The 23,952-nt window shown below is 32.1% G+C and carries 10 protein-coding genes; all 10 read left to right on the forward strand.

From position 1 onward, the window contains the following. Positions 1-201 precede the first annotated feature (201 nt). The 10 genes from KM029_RS18540 to KM029_RS18585 all read left to right on the forward strand — a co-directional run bounded on the left by KM029_RS18540 (position 202) and on the right by KM029_RS18585 (position 23,887). Positions 202-3,330 carry a SusC/RagA family TonB-linked outer membrane protein gene (locus KM029_RS18540; protein WP_144074677.1) on the forward strand — a complete coding sequence of 1,043 codons (3,129 nt, stop codon included), beginning with the start codon at positions 202-204 and terminating at the stop codon, positions 3,328-3,330. 28 nt (positions 3,331-3,358) lie between these two features. Beyond that, complete coding sequence (locus KM029_RS18545; RefSeq protein ID WP_144074678.1) at positions 3,359-4,915, forward strand: RagB/SusD family nutrient uptake outer membrane protein; 1,557 nt, start codon at positions 3,359-3,361, stop codon at positions 4,913-4,915. Between the two features lie 632 nt (positions 4,916-5,547). Then, complete coding sequence (locus KM029_RS18550) at positions 5,548-7,593, forward strand: glycosyl hydrolase family 95 catalytic domain-containing protein (protein WP_144074679.1); 2,046 nt, start codon at positions 5,548-5,550, stop codon at positions 7,591-7,593. A gap of 24 nt (positions 7,594-7,617) precedes the next feature. Then, positions 7,618-9,819, forward strand: coding sequence for a glycoside hydrolase family 3 C-terminal domain-containing protein (locus KM029_RS18555; protein WP_215586348.1), 2,202 nt, complete (start codon positions 7,618-7,620; stop codon positions 9,817-9,819). A 368-nt stretch (positions 9,820-10,187) separates the two neighbouring features. Further along, entirely contained in the window at positions 10,188-13,163 is a 2,976-nt protein-coding gene (locus KM029_RS18560) for a two-component regulator propeller domain-containing protein (protein WP_144074680.1), read from the forward strand. Positions 13,164-13,627: 464 nt separating this feature from the next. Next, positions 13,628-13,831, forward strand: coding sequence for a hypothetical protein (locus tag KM029_RS18565; RefSeq protein ID WP_144074681.1), 204 nt, complete (start codon positions 13,628-13,630; stop codon positions 13,829-13,831). A gap of 163 nt (positions 13,832-13,994) precedes the next feature. Then, on the forward strand, positions 13,995-15,974 hold the full coding sequence (locus tag KM029_RS18570) for a cellulase family glycosylhydrolase (RefSeq protein WP_144074682.1): 1,980 nt from the start codon (positions 13,995-13,997) through the stop codon (positions 15,972-15,974). A gap of 219 nt (positions 15,975-16,193) precedes the next feature. Next, positions 16,194-19,499, forward strand: coding sequence for a cellulase family glycosylhydrolase (locus KM029_RS18575; RefSeq protein WP_205125449.1), 3,306 nt, complete (start codon positions 16,194-16,196; stop codon positions 19,497-19,499). Positions 19,500-19,650: 151 nt separating this feature from the next. Beyond that, complete coding sequence (locus tag KM029_RS18580) at positions 19,651-22,617, forward strand: two-component regulator propeller domain-containing protein (protein ID WP_144074683.1); 2,967 nt, start codon at positions 19,651-19,653, stop codon at positions 22,615-22,617. 106 nt (positions 22,618-22,723) lie between these two features. Further along, the gene (locus KM029_RS18585; RefSeq protein ID WP_205125450.1) at positions 22,724-23,887 is read left to right on the forward strand and encodes an MFS transporter; all 1,164 of its coding nucleotides are present in this window, start codon (positions 22,724-22,726) and stop codon (positions 23,885-23,887) included. The last annotated feature ends 65 nt before the right edge of the window (positions 23,888-23,952 follow it).

Raw genomic sequence — 23,952 nt, forward strand, 5'->3', positions numbered from 1 at the left:
TAAATTTATCTACATGAGTTAACTAATAACTATTTACAATTTTCAGGCTATTTAATTTATTCACTTCTACTAAAAATTCTCAATCTATTCTATGTATTCTGAATAAGTTATTCTAGGCACTTTTAACACATTTTTTTTAAAAGTGAAGTAATCCGAAATGGATATTATTATTACTATTATTAAATTTTTTCTACTAAAAACATGCTCAAGCTACTAAACTTTAAAAGTATTTTAGGGGTATTCCTATTTGCTTTTATGTCGCTAACTAGTACACAATTATTAGCACAAGATAAAGTTCTAACAGGAACTATCTTAGGAGAGGATTCAGCTCCTCTTCCTGGTGTAAACGTACAAATCAAAGGAACAACTACTGGTACAGTAACTAATTTTGATGGTAAATTTTCTTTAAATGTTGAAGAATCTGCTCAAACATTAGTGTTTAGCTTTATTGGTTATCTAGATAAAGAAATGGCAATTGGTACACGTACAACATTTGATGTATCATTAGAAGTAGATGCTGAACAACTAGAAGAAGTAGTTGTAGTTGGTTATGGAGTTCAAAAGAAATCATTAGTAACTGGTGCAATTGCTAGTGTAGATGCTGATGATATTGTAAGTTCAGCAATTTCTGCAGAACAAGCATTACAAGGTAAAGCTGCAGGTGTTACAGTAACACCTCAATCAGGTTCTCCAGGTAACGGAATAAAAATTCGTATTCGTGGTGCAGGATCTAACGGTAATAGTGATCCTTTATATATTGTTGATGGTATGAAAACGGGTAACATTAGTTTCTTATCTCCATCAGATATTGCATCTATGGAAGTATTAAAAGATGCGGCATCTTCTGCTATTTATGGTTCTGAAGGAGCAAATGGTGTTGTAATCATTACTACTAAAGGTGGTAAGAAAGGTGCTAAATCAAGTATTGACTACTCTTTCCAGTATGGCATCCAAACATTAGGTAACAATCCTCAAATGATGAATGCTCAGGAGTATGCACAGTTCATGCAAGAAGCACATCAAAAAGAATTAAATGATATTGAAGGTTTCTATGTGCCAAATCCAAATAACCAAGGTCAAGGAACAAACTTTTTAGACGCAGCAGCTCAAGAAGCACCAATGATGAGTCATAACTTATCATTCTCAGGAGGATCAGATAAAGGTTCTTATTTATTAAGCGCAGGTTATACTTCTCAAGATGGTGTAATCGGTGGTGATAAAGCAAGTTATGAAAGAATTAATGGTCGCTTAAATTTAACAAGAGATATTAAAGATTGGATAGATGTATCTGCTAACATTGCAATTACAAATTCTAAAAGAGCAACTATAACAGAAGATGATGCATATAATGGTCTTGTAAATGCAGCTTTATTAATGGATCCAACTGCAAAAGCTAGATATGCTCCAAATGAATTAACTCCTTACATGCAAGAAAAATTAAATGAAGGAAAGCTTTTAACACGTGATCAAGATGGTAATTATTATGGAGTTACTAATAATGACTTCTTAAAAGGGGAGATATATAACCCTCTTACTAAATTAGAAAATGCTAGAGGAGTTTATACTGAAAATAAGATATTAACTACTGGTATGATTAATCTTAAGCCTGTAAAAGGACTTAAAATTAGTTCTAGAATTGGTTTCGATATTGCTCAAGGAAGTTATAATAGCTGGAACCCTAGTTTCTGGGCGAACTCTCAAAAACATGAGAATGCACCTACAGTAACAGCAAATGAGCAATCATGGAGTACTTGGATGTGGGAAAACTTTGCTACATATAATACTAAGATTGGTAAAAGTACAATTACAGGTTTAATAGGTGTATCTGCTCAAGAAAATAACTACAGAAACCTAGATACTAAGGCTGGTAATATGGTTGTTGAAAATAATCAATTCAGATATCCTAACTATGTAACTTCTAGAGATAATGACCGTGTTGGTGGAGGAAACGAAATGAAGACTCTAGCATCGTATTTTGCACGTGTATCTTATGATTATGATAATAGATATATAATTGAAGCAACATTCCGTAGAGATGGTTCTTCTTTATTTGGATCAGAGAATAAGTGGGGTACATTCCCTTCAGTGTCTGTAGGTTGGAATGTTTCTAACGAGAGCTTCTGGAATATCAGTGCAATTGATTACTTAAAAGTTAGAGGTAGCTGGGGTCAAAACGGTAGCTTATCAAACTTACAACCAGATCAATACAGATCATTAATTAGAACAACAGGTATTTCTTATCCTGGTTCTGATGATATTCTTATGACAGGTGCTGAGCCAGAAGTATTAGCTAATCCAAATTTAAAGTGGGAAACTTCTGAGCAAACAAACATTGGTATCGACTTAAGAGCTTTAGATAGTAAAATTTATTTTACAGCTGATTACTATAAGAAATTAACAAAAGATCTTTTAACAACAGCTTCTCCTGCACTTTCTCAAGGTAACTATGCTCCTTACACTAATGCAGGTACAGTTTCTAACGAAGGTCTTGAACTAATTTTAGGATATAGAAATAGTGAAAACGAATTTACTTATGATGTAAGCTTAAATGGTTCATTTAATAAGAATGAAGTAGTGTCAGTGCCAGAAGAACTTACAAGAATTAATGGTGCGTCTTTACCTGTTGCAGGTACTTTAACTTACTTTGAAGAAGGTTTCCCTGTTTGGTATTATAGAGGATTCCAAAACGAAGGTATCTTCAGAGATGAAGCACATATCGCACAATGGAAAGAAGAAAATAAAATTACAAACGGTGGTGATATTGCACCAGGTGATCCGATCGTAAAAGATATTAACGGAGATGGTGAAATTAATGATCAAGATGTAACAAATATTGGATCTCCACACCCAACATTTATTTACGGAGCAAATATCTCAGCAGCATATAAAGGTTTCGACTTAAACATCTTCTTGCAAGGTGCAACAGGTCACCAAAATTATATTGCTTTCATGAGAGCTGATAATAAAGCAGTAAATAGATTGTCTAGTATTACACAAGACCGTTGGAGAAGTAACGGTGATAACGCTTCTTATCCAAGAGCGGATTATTTAGATGCTAGATACTTTAAGAGTGATTTATTAGTACAAGATGCTAGCTACTTGAAAATTAGACAAATTCAATTAGGATATACGCTTCCTAGTAAAATTGCATCTAAAGCATTATTAAGCAGAGCAAGAGTGTATGTATCTCTTAATGACTTCTTTACTTTTACAAATTACGATGGTGTTGACCCAGAGATTGGTAGTAAAGAAAATAATGCACAGGGAGTTGATTTTGGTACATACCCTGTTTCTAGAAAACTGTTATTTGGTCTTGCAGTTACTTTCTAAATCATACAATTAACAAAGAAATACTAAAATGAAAATATATAAATTTAAGAAATTATTGACTGTGCTAGCGGCAACAGCAATGCTTTCATCTTGTTCATCAGAGTTTTTAGAAGTAGAGCCATATGGTAAATCAGAAGCATCTACATATTATCAAACAGAAGAGCAACTGCAATTAGGTTTGGTAGCAGCTTACGATCTTTTATCATCAGATCAAATGAATGGTTGGAATAGTCCATTCGTTATCAAAAATTTACCTTCTGATGGTTTAAATTGTGGTGGTTCATCAGCAGGTGATCAACCTCAATTACAAGAGATTGATGATTTTAGATGGCATGCTGAGAATTTAGCTGTAAGATCAGTTTATCAAACAAATTACTTTGGTATTTACAGAACAAATCAAATTATTACTAATGTTACAGATGCACAGAGTGATTTGATGAAGAGAATGGTAGGTGAAGCTAAATTTTTAAGAGCTTACTACTATTTTGAATTAGTTACTGTATTTGGTGATGTACCTTTATGGTTAGTACCTCCAACTGGTTTAACAGATGGTATGCCTAGAAGTCCAAAAGCTGATGTTTATGCTCAAATTGAGAAAGATTTAAGCGAAGCAATTAGTGTATTACCGAATAAATCTTCATTTGAAGGTACTGCTGATGCTTTTAGAGCAAATAAGCAAGCTGCTCAAGGTTTATTAGGTAAAGTAAGAGTATATAAAGGAGATTATACAAATGCTATTGGTCCTTTAGAAAGTGTTATTCAAACAGAAGGTTCAGAGGTAGGCTTAGAGCCAAACTTTTCAACTTTATCTTTACAAAGTACTGAATTTGGCAAAGAATCATTGTTTGAGGCGTCATTCATTTCTAACGGTGATAACTGGGGAAATACAACTTGGAATAGAGATGCTCATGATAACAGACATGTTCAATTATCTGGACCAAGATCTTTAGATGTAATCGAAGATGTTGTTCCTGAAGAAGATGCAAAACTAATTGCCGGTTGGGGATTTTTACCTCCTACACAATCTTTATTTGATGCTTTTGAAGCAACTGATGGACGTAGAAATGCAACTGTTTTAGATGCTGAAGGTTTAAAAAAACTGTACGGTCAAAAATTTAATGATGGTTGGGATACAGAAGGTTTAGTGAGAGCTAAGTATACAACTTTTGAATCTGAAACTACAGGTGAAGGTGGTGCAACTCCTGAATTAAACTACACAGTAAACTGGAGATTATTACGTTATTCTGATGTTCTATTATTAGCAGCAGAAGCTTATTATAGAGAAGGTAGAGAAACTGATGCTAGAAATATGCTTAACAAATTAAGACAAAGAGCGGGTGGTTTAGCGGATTATGATGCTACAGTATCTGGTGCAGCTTTATTTGATGCAATTGTTAACGAAAGACGTGTTGAGCTTGCTTTTGAAGGTACTCGTTATTGGGATTTAGTAAGATGGGGTTTAGCAGAGCAAGAACTTGGAGATCTTGGTTTCGTTTCTGGTAAGCACGAGTTATTTCCAATTCCATTAGATGAAATTAATGGTAACCCTGGAATTACTGAAGCAGATCAAAACCCTGGATACTAAAACAGATATTTATTTCAGGGAGTTTTAATTACTCCCTGAATATCAAAAAACTATTTTGCGATAGTTAAGCTTGAGGACTTTGAACGAACAACTTAAATATTATTATTAATAATATGGTTCTCAACTTTATTTACTTCAAGAAGAAAAAGATCTCACAATAATGAGATACTTCAAAGTAGATTTAAATAAAAGTTTTACTGGAAGTGCCATTGGTACTTTCAGTTTTTTTTATTTAAAAATCGCAAATATATGTTCTTGAACTATCCTCTGAGTTTTCTTTTTTAAGACTTGTTAGTTCTATTAAATGATTATGTTATTTTTTTAAGTGATAAGGGTTTTGAAATTAATGTAATTGTAATTCATTATTGTTTGTTATATGTGTATTAGGATTGTATTTTTTGTTTTATGACACAGTATGATAGATTGTTACTATATACCTGTTTGTCAATAAATTACAATGTTTGTGTAGTATTATTGTCGTATTATATGTGTAATAATACTGATTCGTTTTTGATTTGGTTTTGTGTAAATATCATTATTGTTGTGATAATATTAAACAATTAGACATAAACAAATTAACAGATTATTTATAGTGCTTTTAACATTGTAAAAAGCACTTTAATAGCAATGAAATGAAACATCTTAAATTACTTTTAATACTATTAAATATAGTAAATAGCACAAATGTATTTGCTCAATCAGAAGGCTGGATCATAGAAGCAAATTCTAGAGAGAACTATCATTCTTTATCTATGGCTAATGGTATGATTGGAATAGTACCCTCTGACCAACCTTTAAAAATTAATGAAGTTATACTTAATGGTGTTTGGGACATTTATGGTCGAGGTGGAGTTTCTAATATTGTACAAGGTATCAACTTTGCCAATATGGATATTGGTATTGAAGGGAAGGGGCAAACAAAATGGGTGTCATCTGACAAAGAAATAACAAATTGGAAACAAACGCTAAACATGAGAGAAGCGACGTTTACAACAGCATTTAACTTTGATAAATCTATAGAAGTTGAACAAGAAATTATTGCATTAAGACACCTTGCATATACAGGGTTAGTAAGAATAAAAGTAAAAGCATTAAAGAATGCATCTTTAATTTTTAGAAATGATTTAATTGTTCCTGAAATTAATAACCCTGGAAAACATAGATACAATCAAGTTGGTAAAGAAAATGAAATTTCATTATTATCTACATCAGCAACTTCTCCAACAGGTAAATATGAAATAGCTACAACAACTTCATTTGTTTTTGACAAAAATGAGGAATATCCTGTAATAAAAAATGAAGAGGTTAATGAAAGACATAATCGAGCTTTTTTTAAGAAAGAATTAAAAAAAGGAGAAACATATGAGTTTATAGTTGTTGGTTCTATCTGTAATACGGCTTTATCTGTAGACGCAATTAACGAAGCTGAAAGAAAAGCAATATATGCTCATTTAGAAGGATATGAAAGACTTATCAAAAGGCATAAAGATGCTTGGGCCAACCTTTGGGAAGGTGATGTGATTATAGATGGAGATCAAAAAGCTCAGTTAGATGTGAGACTTCAATTATTTAATCTTTATTCTTCTGTTAGGAAAGGAACAAGATTAAGTATATCACCAGTGGGGTTATCTGGTAATGGTTATAATGGTCATGTATTTTGGGATACTGAATTATGGATGTTTCCAACATTCTTAGTTTTTCAACCTGAATTAGCTAAAAACATACTTGACTATAGATTAGATCGTTTAGATCAAGCTAAAAAGAATGCATTAGCAAATGGATATGAGGGGGCAATGTTTCCTTGGGAATCTGCATTAACTGGAGAAGAAGATACACCAACATGGGCGTTATCGGGTCCTTTTGAACAACACATAACATCTTGTATTGGATTAGCTTTTTGGAAATATTATCAAGTTACCCAAGATAAAGAATGGTTAAAAGAATCTGGATACGAGTTGTTACAAAATGTAGCTGACTTTTGGGTAAGTAGAGTAGAGAAAGATAAAAATGGTGTTTGTCATATTAATAATGTGGTGTGTGCAGATGAATATGCTGAGAATGTGAATGATAATGCATTTACGAATGCATCTGCAATTAAGGTTTTGAGGTCAGCAATTAAAGCTGCGGTAATAATAGGGAAAACACCAAACCCTGAATGGGAAAAGGTTGCAAACAATATTCCTGTAATTGTAGAAAATGGGATAACAATGGAGTACGATGGTTATGATGGAAGAGTAATTAAACAAGCAGATGTGAATTTACTTTCATTCCCCTTACAGTACTATACAGATAAAAAGCAAATAAAGAGAAACCTTGAGTATTACGAACCAAAAATAGATTACCATGCGCCAGCAATGTCTCATTCTATTTTATCAGTAGTAGCCTCAAGAATTGGAGAAACAGAAAGAGCCTACGAGCTTTTTCAACAAGGATATGTAAATAATCAGAAACCACCTTTTAATGTATTTACAGAACAACCAGACAACAACTTAGCATTTTTTGTTACTGGAGCAGGTGGAATGATGCAAGCTGTTATGTTTGGATTTGGTGGTCTTGAAATCTCGGACACAGGTATTATACAACTAAAATCAACATTGCCAGCTAATTGGAAATCAATAACTTTTAAAGGTGTGGGTGTGGATAATAAGAGTTACAGTGTCACTAACAACTCTCAGTAAAAACAGACGAATTATTAAAACAAAATGATGATGAAGAAGAGAATGTTTAAAGCAGCTATTTTTAGTATGCTACTTATGTTTGGTTACTTGTCTCAGAGTGTAGCTCAGACAACGAATACGGAACAAAAAATTGATGAAATAATTGCTCAACTTACATTAGAAGAAAAAGTTGCAATGTGTCATGCTCAATCTAAATTTACATCTGCGGGTGTTCCTAGATTAGGTATTCCTGAAATTTGGATGTCTGATGGACCTCATGGAGTAAGAGCAGAAATTAATTGGGACAATTGGGGATATGCTGGGTGGACTAACGACTCAATAACTGCATTTCCGGCATTAACTTGTTTAGCGGCAACTTTTAATGAAGGTTTATCTAAAGAGTACGGTGTTGCAGTTGGAGAAGAAGCGAGATATCGTAAAAAAGATATATTATTAGGACCTGGTGTAAACATCTATAGAACTCCTTTAAATGGTCGTAATTTCGAATATATGGGAGAAGATCCTTATTTAGCTTCTCAAATGGTGGTACCTTATATACATGGAGTACAATCTAATGGTGTTGCAGCTTGCGTAAAACATTTTGTAGCTAATAACCAAGAAAAATGGAGAGGACATATAAATGTAGAATTAAGTGATAGGGCTTTACATGAAATATATTTACCAGCATTTAAATCTGCAGTAGATGGTGGTGTTTGGTCTATGATGTCAGCTTACAATCAAATAAGAGGTCAATATTGTTCTCATAATGAGTATTTAGTTAACGATATTTTGAAGGGTGATTGGGGTTTTGATGGAGTTTATTTAACAGATTGGGGAGCAGCACATAATACAAAACAGTCTGCTTTATATGGTTTAGATATTGAAATGGGTACAGGTACAAATGGACTTACTTATTCAGAGAAAAATCATTACGAAAACTATTACTTAGCAGGTCCTTTTAAAGAAATTTTGAATTCGGGTGAAGTTTCAGAAGATGTTTTAGATGATAAAGTACGTCGTATTTTGAGATTGATGTACAGAACAAACATGGCTGAAAACAAACCATTAGGAAGTATTAACACTACTGCACATCATGATGTAGCAAGAAGAGTAGCTCAAGAAGGAATAGTTCTTTTACAAAATGATGATGATTTCTTTCCTATCAGTGATAAAAAAATGAAGATCGCTGTAATTGGTGAAAATGCTACAAGAATGATGACAATTGGTGGAGGTTCTTCAGAATTGAAAGTTGAATATGAAGTATCACCATTACAGGGTATTAAAGAACGTTTCAAAAATGCTGAAATAGTATACACTATGGGATACGCTTCAGGTCCTTCCCAATATGGCCAAGTAATCCCATCAACTTTAGATGCTGATTCATTAAAAAATGAAGCAATAAAAGCAGTAAAAGGAGCAGATGTAGTATTATTTTTCGGAGGATTAAATAAAAGTCACCATCAAGATTGTGAAGATGGAGATAGGTTAACGTATGATCTTCCTTTTGGTCAGCCAGAATTAATAGAAACTCTAGCAGCTACAAATCCTAATATTGGTGTAGTATTGATTGGCGGTAATGCTGTTGCTACACCTTGGTCTGATAAAGTGAAAACTGTAATGCAAGGGTGGTATTTAGGTACAGAAACTGGTCATGCAATGGCTGATGTTATTTCTGGAGATGTTACTCCTTCAGGAAAACTCCCTTTCACTTTCCCAAAGAAACTAGAGGATAATGCTGCTCATCATTATGGCGAAATGTCTTACCCAGGTGATAATGTGAACGAAGAGTATAAGGAAGGAATTTTAGTTGGGTACCGTTGGCATGATACAAAGAAAATAACACCTGCATATGCATTTGGTCATGGATTAAGTTACACTAAATTTAAATTAGAAAACATTGCATCTGATAAAAAATCTTATGATATAAACGATACTATTGAGGTTACATGTAGCTTGGATAATATTGGGGATGTTGAGGGGGCAGAAGTAGTGCAAGTTTATGTTGGAAAACATAAATCTGCTGTAGAAAGAGCAACTAAGGAATTAAAAGCATATCAAAAAGTGACTTTAAAAGCATCAAGCTCAGAAAAGTTAAATTTATCTATCCCTATTAGCTCTCTGAAATATTATAACGAAAATAAATCGGATTGGGAATTAGAGGAAGGAGAATATTATATTTATGTAGGTAATGCATCTGATAATATTTCTAAGAAAATTAAAGTATCTATTACTTCAAGAGTGAATTAATACATATTTGTTAATATGCAAAAACACCTCAATTTCAACTTATATATTTAGTTCGTTGGTTTTGAGGTGTTTTTGTGTATTTTTTTAGAATGTTAGATGATGTAATGATGAAATAAAGTACGGGATTTTTTCATTTTTAAATTCAAATCTACGGGTACTTTATACATACTTAGGAAAACCATGCGCTTAAAATAAATATACTATGAACGGATTATTCTTCTTGATTATTCAAATGTTAATGATTAGATAAATAAAAAGAAGAATTTAATTATCTTTTCAGAAAAGCAACGGAGAATAATAATTTGAATGAAGACATTTTCTCGTTAATTTTATTTTTCTAACACCAAGAAATTTTAGAAAAACTTCTTATGATCAAGCAACTTTTAATATTACTAACACTCCTATTAATGTCTATTGGAACATATGGACAAAAAAAGGAGATGCAATTCCAACATTTGAGAGAGGAGGATGGATTATCTCATGCTACTGTAACCTCTATTTTAGAAGATAATATGGGATTCATGTGGTTTGGTACTTACAAAGGACTAAACAGATATGATGGGTATGAAATGAAAACTTATGCCTATAGTAGAGGGGAAAATACAGGTTTAAATGATGACATGATTTCTTCTTTGATTCAAGATCATAATGGGTTTATTTGGATAGGCTATTTAAATAATGGATTAAGTATTTTTGATCCTAAAACTGAAACTTTTCAGCATTTTAAAGGAGGAGATGAAAATGAATTAATGGTTCCGAGTGAATCAGTCAATAAAATATATGAAGATTCTGATAATAATGTTTGGGTGGTAACAAGTAACGGTATTTCAGTTATTTCACCGAATCGTAAAAGAAGGGAAAAATATTATTATTCTACAACAGGGTTTTCTCAAATTAATGGAGAGTCTGTTTATGATGTAATTGAAGATAAATGGAACAGAATATGGTTAGCAACTGATAACAGAAAATTATGTGTTTTTGATAAAAATTCGAAGAAATTTTCTGAGGTTGAATACACTAACCTCCCTTTAGGTAGTAAGGATGATAATGATAAGAAAAACCTTGAAATCTATAACGATACTCTTTTATATATTAGTAGTAATAATGGTGGTCTTGCAGAATACAATTTACTTACTGGGAATTATAATACATATCTACATGGTGAAAAGGGTAAAGGACCTTCTAGTAATAATATTAAAGCATTACAACAAGTTAACAATGAACTTTGGATTGCTACCGATGGTGCAGGCTTAGATATATTCAATGTAAAGTCAAAAACGTTTGAAAATTATACAAACACACGTTTGGACCCAACTTCTTTATCTTCAGGTGTTGTTTGGTCGTTGTATCAAGATAGGCAAGATAATGTCTGGTTTGGTATTTATTTAGAAGGCGTTGATAAATATGATCCTCGTAAAAATTTCTTTAGGGACATTACAAATTCTCCTTGTAATGAAGAAACCCTACCCAATAAACCAGTTTTATCATTATATAATGACTCACAAAATAGAACATGGGTAGGAACAGATTGGGGAGGACTTCAATTACAAGAAAAAGATGAAAAACTATTTAAACATTTTTCTATCGATGGTAAAGAAGTAGATTTACCAAGTGCTTATGTAGTAAAAAGTATTGCTGAGGATCGTTTCGGAAATTTATTAATTGGTACTTATAGTGAAGGTTTACAAGTTTATGACCGCAAAACTAAAAAGAGAACAGAAATAAAAAGGGGAGTTACTACAACGGATTTACCTAGTAACCATGTGTGGGCCATTTTTACAGATTCTGAAGGAATTACTTGGATTGGTACTTTAGGAGGTGGAATTGCTAAATATGATCCTGTAACTAAATCAATAAAAAAATTAAAAATAGGGTATAATATTGGAAGTCAGGAACACATCTATCATATTTTTGAAGATGCTCAAAATAACCTTTGGTTTAGTACTGATGGAGGTATTATGATTTATAATAGAAGAACAGATTCTTGGTCACCAAATCTACTAAATGATTTAATTGAGAAAGATCACAATTTTAACTACGTAAAAGGAGTCTATCAAGATAATCTTAGACATATATGGATAGCTACAGCAGCAGGTTTAATTAAATATTTGCCTGAAAGAAATGAGTTCAAAATATATAATCAATCAGATGGTATACCAGAATTACCATTGCAGGCTATTACTGCAGATAATTTTGGGAACTTACTAGTGATATCAAAAAAGTATGTATCTCAATTTTCTTTAGCATCTGAAAAAATTGTAAGCTTTTACGTACCTAATAATTCTTTTAATTATAATGCATTGATCAAAAAAGATAATGGTGAAATTATTGTTGGAGGAACAGATGGGATAACAGTTTTTAATCCTCAAAAGCTAAAGGAGAATGATACTAAACCACCCGTTTATATTACTGACTTTGATATTTTTAATAAACCTCAAATACCTTCAGATTCTAGTTCAGTAATAAAAGAGTCAATTTCTACAGTACGTGAGATAAATTTAGATTATGATCAGTCAGTTATCAATTTTAAATATTGTGCTATAAATTATACAGAAACGGAGCGAAATAAATATGCTTATAAATTAGAAGGATTTGATGAACAGTGGAATTATGTGGGAGACCGTAGGATTGCTACATATACTAATCTTGATCCGGGAAGATATACTTTTAAAGTAAAAGCATCTAATAACCATGGAGTTTGGAATAATGAAGGAGCAACCGTTACACTATTTATTGATGCACCATATTGGCAAACTACTTGGTTTAGGGCATTATTAATTGCGTTGCTTTTAGTGATATTCTATTTTGCACAGAAAGTAAGAATGCAAAATGTAAAGAGAAAATATGCATTAAATAGTATTCAAGCTGAAAGAGAAAAAGTAGAAATACAAAATCAAAACCTTGAAAAGGAATTAGATACTACTAAAAGTGAGTTAGCTAATATTACAATTAGCCATTTACATAAAAATCAAAGTTTGCAACAGATAAAACAAAAGCTAGAAGAAGTTTCTGTTGGTTTAGCAAATAATGATAAGCGTAAAATCAAAAGGATTGTAAAAGATATTAATAAGGAAAGTGAAGATCATGATTATTGGGATAAGTTTGAACATCAGTTTAATAAATCACATGATAACTTCTTAGATAGATTTAAAATAGAATATCCAGATTTAAGTAAAAGAGAACTCAGAATATGTGCTTATTTAAGAATGGATTTGGATAATCAAGAGATCGCAACACTAATGAATGTAAGTGTGAGAACCTTAGAAACATCAAGATATAGGATTAGAAAAAAGATTGGTTTAGAAAATCGGAAGTCATTAACCAAAATGATAACAAGATTTTAAGTGAATAAAAAATCTTTATAAAAAATAAGAGGGATAGTACACTATGCGTGATACTATCCCTTTTATTTTTTTATAGAAGTATAACGAACAATCAAAATTTATCATTAATAAAAAAACGCTAATACGTATTGTTAACTCATTGTTAATCAATGTTTAAAATATTAATGTTGTAATAATGTCGTGTTGTAAGTGTAAAAAAGTTACTTCTAAATCTTTGTATTTTTTAGCATTCTCAATAACGTTGTGACATGACAACAACAAATGAGAATTTAATGATTGTCTAACTTTTAGATTACTATTTAATTATACTAATACACTTAAAATTAACTAATTGAAATTTCGCTTGTACTCTCTCTAAAAAAATAAAACTAACTTTAGAAAGATTGCAATTTATATCTAAGCAGCAAGTAAACTTTAACTACTATTTGTTCACTACTAAAATTTAATAGACAATGATTAATAAAATGCTACTATTCGTCGTTCTAGGAATTTGTTCTCAAATAAAAGGTTATGCCCAAGTGGAAAACTCTAATAGTAATACACTTATTATAGATAAAACTACTTTATGTTTTGATAGAAATAAATTAGTGTTTTTTTCATCAGATTTAATAAAGAAAAATGATGCTTTGGATACTGAGTTTTTTAGTACTGAAGAGGATAAAATATAACATGCGATTGATTGGTAGTAAACTAACTAAAGCTAAAACCAGACTAACTATTTAATTAGACAAAGCTGTCCAGAGCTGAAAAAAATCATTATTGGAACTGAAGGTTATTTAAACTTAGCTAAAAACTTTCAGCTCTTGGGCGGCTTCTAAAACAACTTTATTTATGTACAAATCTATTACTATTTTATTTTTAAGTTTTCTATTGAGTCATGGGGTAATGGCTCAATTAACACCCTACGAAGCTGTAGAAGCAATTGGTAGAGGGATTAATTTAGGAAACACTTTAGATGCACCTAAAGCAGAAGGAGATTGGGCTCCAAAAGCAGAAGAATATTATTTTGATGCTTACAAAGAAGCAGGTTTTCAATCTGTAAGAATTCCAATTACTTGGGATAACCGAGTTTCAAAAACAGAACCTTATGAAGTAGATGCCGATTTTATGAATCGTGTTGAAGAAGTTGTAGACTGGGGTTTAGAGAGAAATCTTGTAATTATTATTAATGTTCATCATGATGACTGGTTAAAGGAAGATTATAATAAAGAGAATATTGCTCGATTTGAAGCAATATGGACTCAAATATCTGAGCGTTTTCATACAAAATCAGATAGTTTATTGTTTGAACCATTAAACGAACCACAAGGTATGACGATAGCAGAAGCTGCAGATGCAAATAAAAGAGCTTTAGCTATTATTCGTGAGAAAAACCCTACAAGAAATGTCATAATTTCAGGAAATGGATGGTCTGCGATTAAAGACTTACTAACTATGCCAGTTCCTACTGGAGATAATCACCTTATTGGATATTTTCATACTTATGACCCTTGGGATTTCTCATCAGCAGAGAAATCACAAACTTGGGGTACAAAAAGTGATAAAGAATATATATCAAATGAATTCAAAAAGGCAAAAGATTGGAGTACTCAGAATAGAATACCCGTTATTATAAGTGAATTCGGAGCTGTTCATAAAACAGATTTTAATTCAAGAATGAGACATTATGCTCATTTTGTAGAAGAATCTTTATCAAGAGGTATCTCATTCATGGCTTGGGATGATGGTGGTTGGTATGAGATATATCAACGAAAAGCAAAAAAATGGCATGAAACAAAAGATATTTTGATCTATAACACGACTGAGACTGCTACTAATTTAGAATTAAGCATTCAGAATGATTCTACAGTTTTGGTTGAATGGGAAAATAGAAATGATGCAACTTCAATGTTAAAGATTGAAAGAAAAATAAATGAGGAGTTTGTAGTTCTTGATTCTGTTAATTCAACAGTTACATCATATTTAGATGAAACTACTGTTCAAGGAAATAAATATCAATATAGAATCTCTCAAATAGTGGGCGAAAAATTAATTATTTCTTATCCACAAAAAATAAATGTTTTAAATACTGTAAGAGATTTTTATGCAGGGGTTCCAATTGCTATTCCAGGTACTTTGGAAGCAGAAAACTATGATATAGGTGGAGAAGGGTTTACTTTTTCTGATTCTGAAGAATTAAATCAAGGAGGTGCTTACAGAACTGATGGTGTTGATATAGAAGAAATTACTGGCGGATATCAAGTTGGTTATGTAGAGAAAGGAGAATGGTTAGAATACTCAGTTGATGTTAAAGAAGCAGCTACCTATAAAATAACGGCTTTCATTGCTGCAATGGAAGGTGGTGGAGAAATGACTATTAAAAGTGATTTAAATAGTAGAGAAGAGGCTGAGTTTTCAATTCTATCAACAAATAGTTGGACTGAGCAGACATCAATAACATCTAATTTAAAATTAGAAGCAGGAGAGCAAATTTTACGTCTAACAATTAATGCTAAACCAGCTTTTAATATTGATAAGTTAACTTTAGAAGTAACTGAAGAAGTGCAACCACCTTTAGCACTAGAAGATGAAATTACTAACCTATTAGTATATCCAAATCCATCTTCGGGTAAATTTAATATTTCAAAAGGTGATAAAATGAATACTATTTTTGATCTCCAAGTATTAAATGCAATAGGCAATAATATAGCCTCTTTTAGCTTGTCAGCAAATCAAACATCAATTGATTTATCTAAATATCCAAAAGGAATTTACTTCATAAAGTATTTTTATAATCAAGAAGTAAAATATAAGAAAATCGTTAAAGAATAAAATAAACTTGGGAGATGAGTTTTTAAGTAAACTCCATTCTCCCAAGACATTATAACTTTTCAATCTAATATTTAAACCAGAACTAAAATTAATTACAGAGACATTCTACTAGCAATTCTTTCATTTAAGAATGTCCTCTTACAATCTTTTAACCAGCTTTTTAAATATACATGGTACCCAAACCATGTAACAGTATGAAATTTTAAATCAAGAAATGAAATGAAACTATTAAAACTATCTTTTTTATTGGGATGTATTTTTATGCTCTCTTTAGTGGGCACATCCTTAAAAACTAATGCACAAGTATCAAGTAATGGATTACTACAAGTAAGTGGTAATAAAGTAGTAAATAGCAGTGGGCAATCTGTAAGTTTTGCAGGTCCAAGTTTATTCTGGTCAAATAATGGCTGGGGTGGTGAAAAATATTATAATGCAGGTGTTGTCAGTTGGGTAAAAAGTGACTGGAATGCAGGTATTATTCGTGCAGCTATGGGTGTAGAAGATGGCGGTGGCTATTTTGATGATCCAAGCGGAAATAAAGCACGTGTTGAAGCGGTTGTTAATGCAGCAATTGCTAATGATATGTATGTTATTATTGACTGGCACTCGCATCATGCAAATGAGCATGATTGGGCTGCAGCTTACAGCTTTTTCGAAGAAATGGCTCAAAAGTATGGTCATTTACCAAACGTAATGTATGAAGTATTCAATGAACCATTACAGGTATCTTGGAGCCAAGGTATTAAGCCTTATGCTGAATCAATGATTTCTGCAATTCGTAAACATGATCCAGATAATATTGTTATTGTAGGTACTCCTACATGGTCTCAAGATGTAGATCAAGCAGCGAACGATCCAATCAATCAAGCAAATATTGCATATACTTTACATTTCTATGCAGGTTCTCATGGTCAAAGTTTAAGAGATAAAGCAAACTATGCATTAAGCAGAGGTCTTGCTCTTTTTGTAACAGAATGGGGTAGTGTAAACGCAAATGGTGACGGTGGTGTTAACTATGGCGAAACAAATGCTTGGGTAAGTTGGATGAAACAAAATGGTATTAGCCATTGTAACTGGTCTATAAACGATAAAGCTGAAGGAGCTTCTGCTCTGTTTCCTGGTGCTTCTAGTAATGGAGGATGGGGTAGCTTAACAGCATCTGGTTCTTTTGCTAAAGAAATAATGCAATCATATACAGGAAATGGAAATGGCGATTCTGGTGGAGATGATGAAATCATTACTGGAAATTGTCAAACAGTAGCTTTACCAGGAACAGTTCAAGCAGAATCATTTTGTAGAGCTCAAGGAGTCCAAACAGAAGCTACTTCTGATAATGGAGGTGGAGAAAATATTGGTTATATCGATGATGGTGACTGGTTAGAATATACAGTTAATGTTCCTTCTGCAGGTACTTATGATGTAGAATTTAGAATTGCTAGTGAAGGAGGGAATAATCAATTCCGCTTAGATCAAAATGAAGGTAATGATATCTTAGTTACCGTAAATGTTCCTTCTACTGGAGGGTGGCAAAATTGGCAAACAGTAAATGCTACTTTAACTTTTAATAGTGCAGGTGAGCAAGCATTCGGTTTATATGCAATTACAGGCGGTTTTAACATCAACTGGGTAAAATTTAGTTCTCAAGATGTTGGATGTACTTCTACTGGTCTTCAAACAATTACACTAACACCTGCTTCATCATCTGTTAGTGTAGGAGAAACAGTACAATTCTCTGCTACTGGTATAGACAACTGTGGTAACGATTTAGCAATTTCTCCTTCTTGGTCATCGAATGCTCCTAATGGTGTGTTTACTGCTAATAATGAAGGTACAGCAACAGTAACAGTTTCTTCAAATGGTGTGTCAGCGTCAGCAACAGTAACTGTAACAAATGGTGATGTAGTAACAGGTGATTACGCAGTATCTTCGAATGGTCGTTTACAGGTAAACGGTAACCGTATAAATAATAGAAATGGGCAATCAGTTAGTTTTGCAGGTAACAGTTTCTTCTGGTCAAATAATGGCTGGGGTGGCGAAAAATATTACAATGCAGATGTTGTAAACTGGTTAAAATCAGATTGGAACTCAACGATTGTTCGTGCTGCAATGGGTGTTGAAGATCCAGGAGGATATTTAGACGATAGAGCAGGAAACAAAGCTAAAGTAGAAACAGTAGTGGACGCTGCAATTGCTGCAGATATGTATGTCATTATTGATTGGCATTCACATCATGCAGAAAATTATACAGGAGATGCTGTTCAGTTTTTTACAGAAATGGCTCAGAAGTATGGAAATAATGATAATGTTATTTATGAAATATATAATGAACCTCTAGGTGTTTCTTGGAGTGGTACTATTAAGCCTTACGCTGAACAAGTAATTAGTGCTATTAGAGCAGTAGACCCAGATAACCTAATCATTGTAGGTACACCAACTTGGTCTCAAGATGTGGATCAAGCTGCAAATGATAGAATTAATGATAATAATGTTGCTTATACAATTCACTTTTATGCTGCAACTCATAAGCAATATTTAAGAGATAAAGCTGCTTATGCATTATCACAAGGTGTTGCTCTTTTTGCAACAGAATGGGGTACTGTTGAAGCAAGTGGTGATGGAGCTGTTGATTCTAATGAAACTTGGGCATGGGTTGACTTTATGAAAGCAAACGGAATTAGTCACTGTAACTGGTCTATAAATGACAAAGCAGAAGGAGCATCAGCATTAAATCCAGGAGCATCAGCTAATGGAGGTTGGTCTAGCTTAACAGCATCTGGTAACTTGACAAAAGAAATAATCAAGTCATATGGAACAATTGATCCATGTACAGATTGTGATCCTTGTACTGACTGTGACCCTGTAGATCCGACAACAATTCGTTTAGAAGCTGAAAACTATACTTTCATGTCTGGTGTTCAAGTGGAGGATTGTTCTGAAGGTGGACAAAACGTAGGTTATTTAGATGCAGGTGATTGGTTAGCATTCCATAATGTTAATATTCCAACGGCTGGTAATTACACAATTTCTTACCGAGTTGCTTCAGCAGTAGGTGGAGGAAAAGTTCAGTTAGAAGGTAATGAAGGTCAAACTGTATTTGGTAGTGTAGATGTACCTAATACAGGTGGATGGCAAAACTGGCAAACAGTATCTCATTCAGCATATTTGAATGCAGGTAGCCAAAACTTTGGTATTGGAATGCCTTCAGGTGGTTACAATATTAATTACATAGAAATTTCTTCATCATCAAACGGTAGAGTATTAAGTTCTTCAACTTTATCTTTAGAAGAAGAAATTAATGTATTGACTTATCCAAATCCAGCTTCTAATATGATTAACCTTTCTGGTTTATCTGAGAAATTCTCATCATTGACTTTATATAGTATTGATGGAAAACAACATGGAGTTTATTCAATTGAAGGATCAAATGGATTTAAATTAAATGTTCAATCTCTTCAAAAAGGAGTTTATTTATTACACTTAAAAGGTAATGATTTATCTAAATCAGTTCGCTTTATTAAAGAGTAATTAATAATAATATTCTATTCAATGAGGGTGATTCTACTACAGAATCACCCTTTTTTTGTGTGTTTAGTTTGGTAATATCTTAGAATACTTATATATTCATAAAAATCTACTATTTTTTTATTTATTATAACCAGCTACTTTTAACTATCGCATGAAAATATTTTATGTACTACTGTGCTTATTACAATTATCTATTTTTTCATTTTCACAAGAACTACAATTTGATCATTTAACAGAAGAGGACGGCCTAACTTATGCAACAGTTACCTCTATTCTTCAAGACGACAAAGGGTTTATGTGGTTTGCCTCATTTAAAGGGATATCTCGATATGATGGCTATGAAATGAAAACGTATTATTATGAAAAAGGGACCAATAGAGGTCCAAATGACAATCGGATAGCCTCGTTATTACAAGATAAAAAAGGTGATATATGGATGGGGCTCCTAAATAATGGCTTGAGTATCTTTCATCCTGAAACTGACACATTCGAACACTTTTTTGGTGGAGAAGGTGATGAGTTTATGGTATCAAGTTCTTCTGTGACCAAAATTTTTCAAGATAGTCAGAATGATATTTGGATAGGATCAAATTATGGTCTCTCAATTGTTTCTGAAGATAGGAGTAATGTTCGGAAATATTACCCTGAAGAAGGAAATAAGAATACTGTAAATGGAAAGGTAATTTCTGATATTGTTGAAGACAAATGGAATAGAGTTTGGCTCGCTACAACAAATAGGAAGTTATGTGTCTACAATAAGAATAATGCTACATTTTCTGAAGTTGAATATACAAATGAGGCATTAGCAAACTTTGAAGATAATGAACATAAAAAGCTATTGATTTATAATGATACCTTACTTTTTATAGGAAGTGATAATGGAGGTATTTCTGAGTATAATCTACTTACTGGAAAGTTTAATACTTATTTAAAAAGCGGTAATAGTAAAGGTCCAAGTTCAAATAGTATAAAAGATTTTATTCAAGTAGGGAATGAGATTTGGATTGGTACAGATGGTGCAGGATTGGATGTATTTAATGTTGAAACAAAACAATTTAGAAATTACACCAACTCTTTATTAAATCAAACATCTATTTCTTCAGATGTTATTTGGACATTATACAAAGATAAACAAGATAATATTTGGGTAGGAACATACCTTAATGGTGTGGATAAATACGATGCCAATAAAAATGCATTTAGACAAATTAGTAGTAATCCATATAAAGCTAATAGTATTCCAAATAAACCTGTTCTTGCAATTTTTGAAGACAATAAAAAGAGAACATGGGTTGGATCTGATTGGGGAGGACTACACCTTAGAGAAAATAGTGAAAAAGAATATGTTCACTATTCAAGAAAAGGAAAAGTAGTACCCAATTTTGATAATGATGTTGTAAAGTGTATCAGTCAAGATAGGACAGGTAATCTTTTAGTAGGCACCTATCTTAAAGGTTTAAGAATCTATGATTTTGAAAATGATAAGTACTACAATATCAGAAAAACAGAAAATAATAGTCTAATACCAAATAATAATATTTGGTCTATGTTGACAGACAGTAAAGGTGTTACATGGCTTGGTCTGTTAGGTGGAGGTATTGCAATATATGATCCTGATACAAAAACATGTAAAGCTGTTTCAATAGATATTAAGAACCGAGGTCAATTTTATGTTTACCATTTGTATGAAGATAGAAATAGTAATATTTGGGCTAGTACAGATGGCGGAATTTTAATGTATGATAGAAGTGCAGATAAATGGCAAACAGATTTATTCTCAGATTTAATAACACAAGACCATAATTTCAATTATGTAAAATCAGTTTGCGAAGATAATTATAAACATATTTGGATAGCTACTGGAGCAGGGTTAGTAAAATATCAACCAGAAAGTAAAGAGTTTTTTGTGTTTAATTTAGAGAACGATATACCGGAGTTACCTATACTAAATTTAATTAAGGATAATCAAGGTGATTTAGTGATAACATCTAAAAAATACATATCAAAATTTGATGTAGAGACGAATAGTGTAATGAGTTTTCATACAGATGGTAACTCTTATAATCACAATACTATTTATAAGAATCAGAAAGGTGAAATTGAAGTAGGGGGTATAAAGGGAATCACAGTTTTTAATCCAAATGATTTAAAGAAAAATATTCAACCTCCTGCAATTTATATAACAGGACTAGAGATTTTTAATAAGTTACAATTACCGACTGATTCTACCTCTGTACTGCGTAAAGAAGTTTGGGCAAGCGATGCAATAGAATTAGACTATGACCAATCTGTAATTAATTTTAATTTTAGTGCAATCAATTACACCGAAACTGATAGGAATAAATATGCTTACATGTTAGAAGGTTTTGATACAGACTGGGTTTATGAAGATAAACGTAGATCAGCTACGTATACTAATTTAGATCCCGGAAAGTATAAATTTCATGTAAAGGCATCTAATAATCATGGGGTTTGGAATAATGAAGGAGCTTCTGTAACGATAGTAGTTTCATCTCCATTTTGGGAAACAGTTTGGTTTAGGTTGCTCTTATTTACTGTGTTTATTATTGCACTTTATTTTCTCCAAAAAGTAAGAATTTCATTACTAAAAAGACGATATGCTTTAGAAGCAATAAAGTCTGAAAGAGAGAAGATGAAAATAAGAAACGAGAATCTAGTTAAAGAGCTAGACTCTACAAAAGATGAATTAGCATCAATTACGATGAACCATCTTCATAAAAACCAAAGTTTACAGCAAGTTAAACAGAAGCTTGAAGAGGTGTCTCAAGGTGTTGGAAGTAATGAACAACGAAAGATTAGAGGAATTATTAAAGACCTTAATAAAGAAAGTGATGATCATGATTATTGGGATAAATTCGAACATCAGTTTAATAAATCACACAATAATTTTATTGAGAAATTAAAAGAAACCTATCCAGATTTAAGTAAAAGAGAACTTAGGTTGTGTGCTTATTTAAAAATGGATTTAGGAAACCAAGAAATAGCAACTTTAATGAATGTTAGCTTAAGAACATTAGAAACGTCTCGCTACAGGATAAGAAAAAAAGTTGGACTAGAAAATCGAAAATCATTAACCAAAATGATTACTAGATTTTAAGATTTAAAACTATGAAATGATTGAATTGTAAAAAGATTACTCAGATTGGGTAATCTTTTTTTTATTCTTGGCTACCTTTAGTGATTATAAACTAAAAATTAATCAATTGGATAAACAGACAATAAAAGGGTTAAAGAAAAACCCAATGTATATATTTTTACTAGTCTTATCTATAGCAACTGCACTTGGTTTTCAGGGGTGGAGAACATTATTTAATAATTTTGCTGTAGATGAAATAGGTTTAAATGGACTAGATATAGGGGCAATTCAGTCTTTTAGAGAGGTTCCAGGTTTTTTAGTAGTAACGGCTTTATTTTTCTTGATGTTTATCAAAGAAGATAAGTTTGCCTCAATATCTATAATTGTAATGGGTATAGGTGTTGCTATAACAGGTCTATTTCCAACATTTTGGGGCTTAATGTTTACAACATTAATAATGTCAATAGGTTTTCATTATTTCGAAACGGCAAATCAATCTTTAACTCTTCAAAGTTTTTCTAAGGTAGATAGTCCACATATCTTAGCAAGATTAAAAAGTACAATGGCTTTTACAAACATAGCTATTGGAGGAGTAATATATGGCCTTACTTTTATAACAGATTATACAACAATTTATCTCTTAATAGGTGTAGTTGTTGTGATTGCAGGTATTTGGGCAGTAATTCAGCACCCGATACCTAAAGATGCAGTAGTACAGCATAAAAAAATGATCTTTAAAAGTAAGTACTGGTTATTCTATGTTTTAAATTTATTGAGTGGTGCAAGAAGACAAGTTTTTGTAGTTTTTGCTGTCTTATTATTAGTAGAGAAATACAATTTTACAATTCAAGAAATTACGGTATTATTTGTTGTAAATAATATCATCTCAATGTATTTTAATCCAATCATTGCACGTATGTTAAACCGCTTTGGAGAACGTAAAATGTTAAGTTTTGAATACATTAGCTTAGCAATTGTTTTTATTGCTTATGCTACAATAGAAAACAGATGGGTAGTTGCAATATTGTATGTGATCGATCATATCTTCTTTAGCTTCTCAATAGGGATAAAAACATATTTTCAAAAACATGCTGACCCAAAAGATATTGCACCTTCTATGGCGGTTGGATTTACTATAAATCATGTAGTAGCTGTATTTTTACCAATTTTAGGTGGGTGGATTTGGCTTAGAGATTGGACCTTACCCTTTTATGGAGGGGCCCTTCTTTGTATAATTTCATTGATATTTACACAGTTTATGTTGCCAACTCCAGAAGAAAAAACAGTATAGTAAACAATTCGTGTAAACTATAAATTGTACTATATCAAGTATTCAATCATTTAGTTAAAAAAAAG

Source organism: Flammeovirga kamogawensis (assembly GCF_018736065.1).
In the GTDB taxonomy this organism is placed as follows: Bacteria; Bacteroidota; Bacteroidia; order Cytophagales; family Flammeovirgaceae; genus Flammeovirga; species Flammeovirga kamogawensis.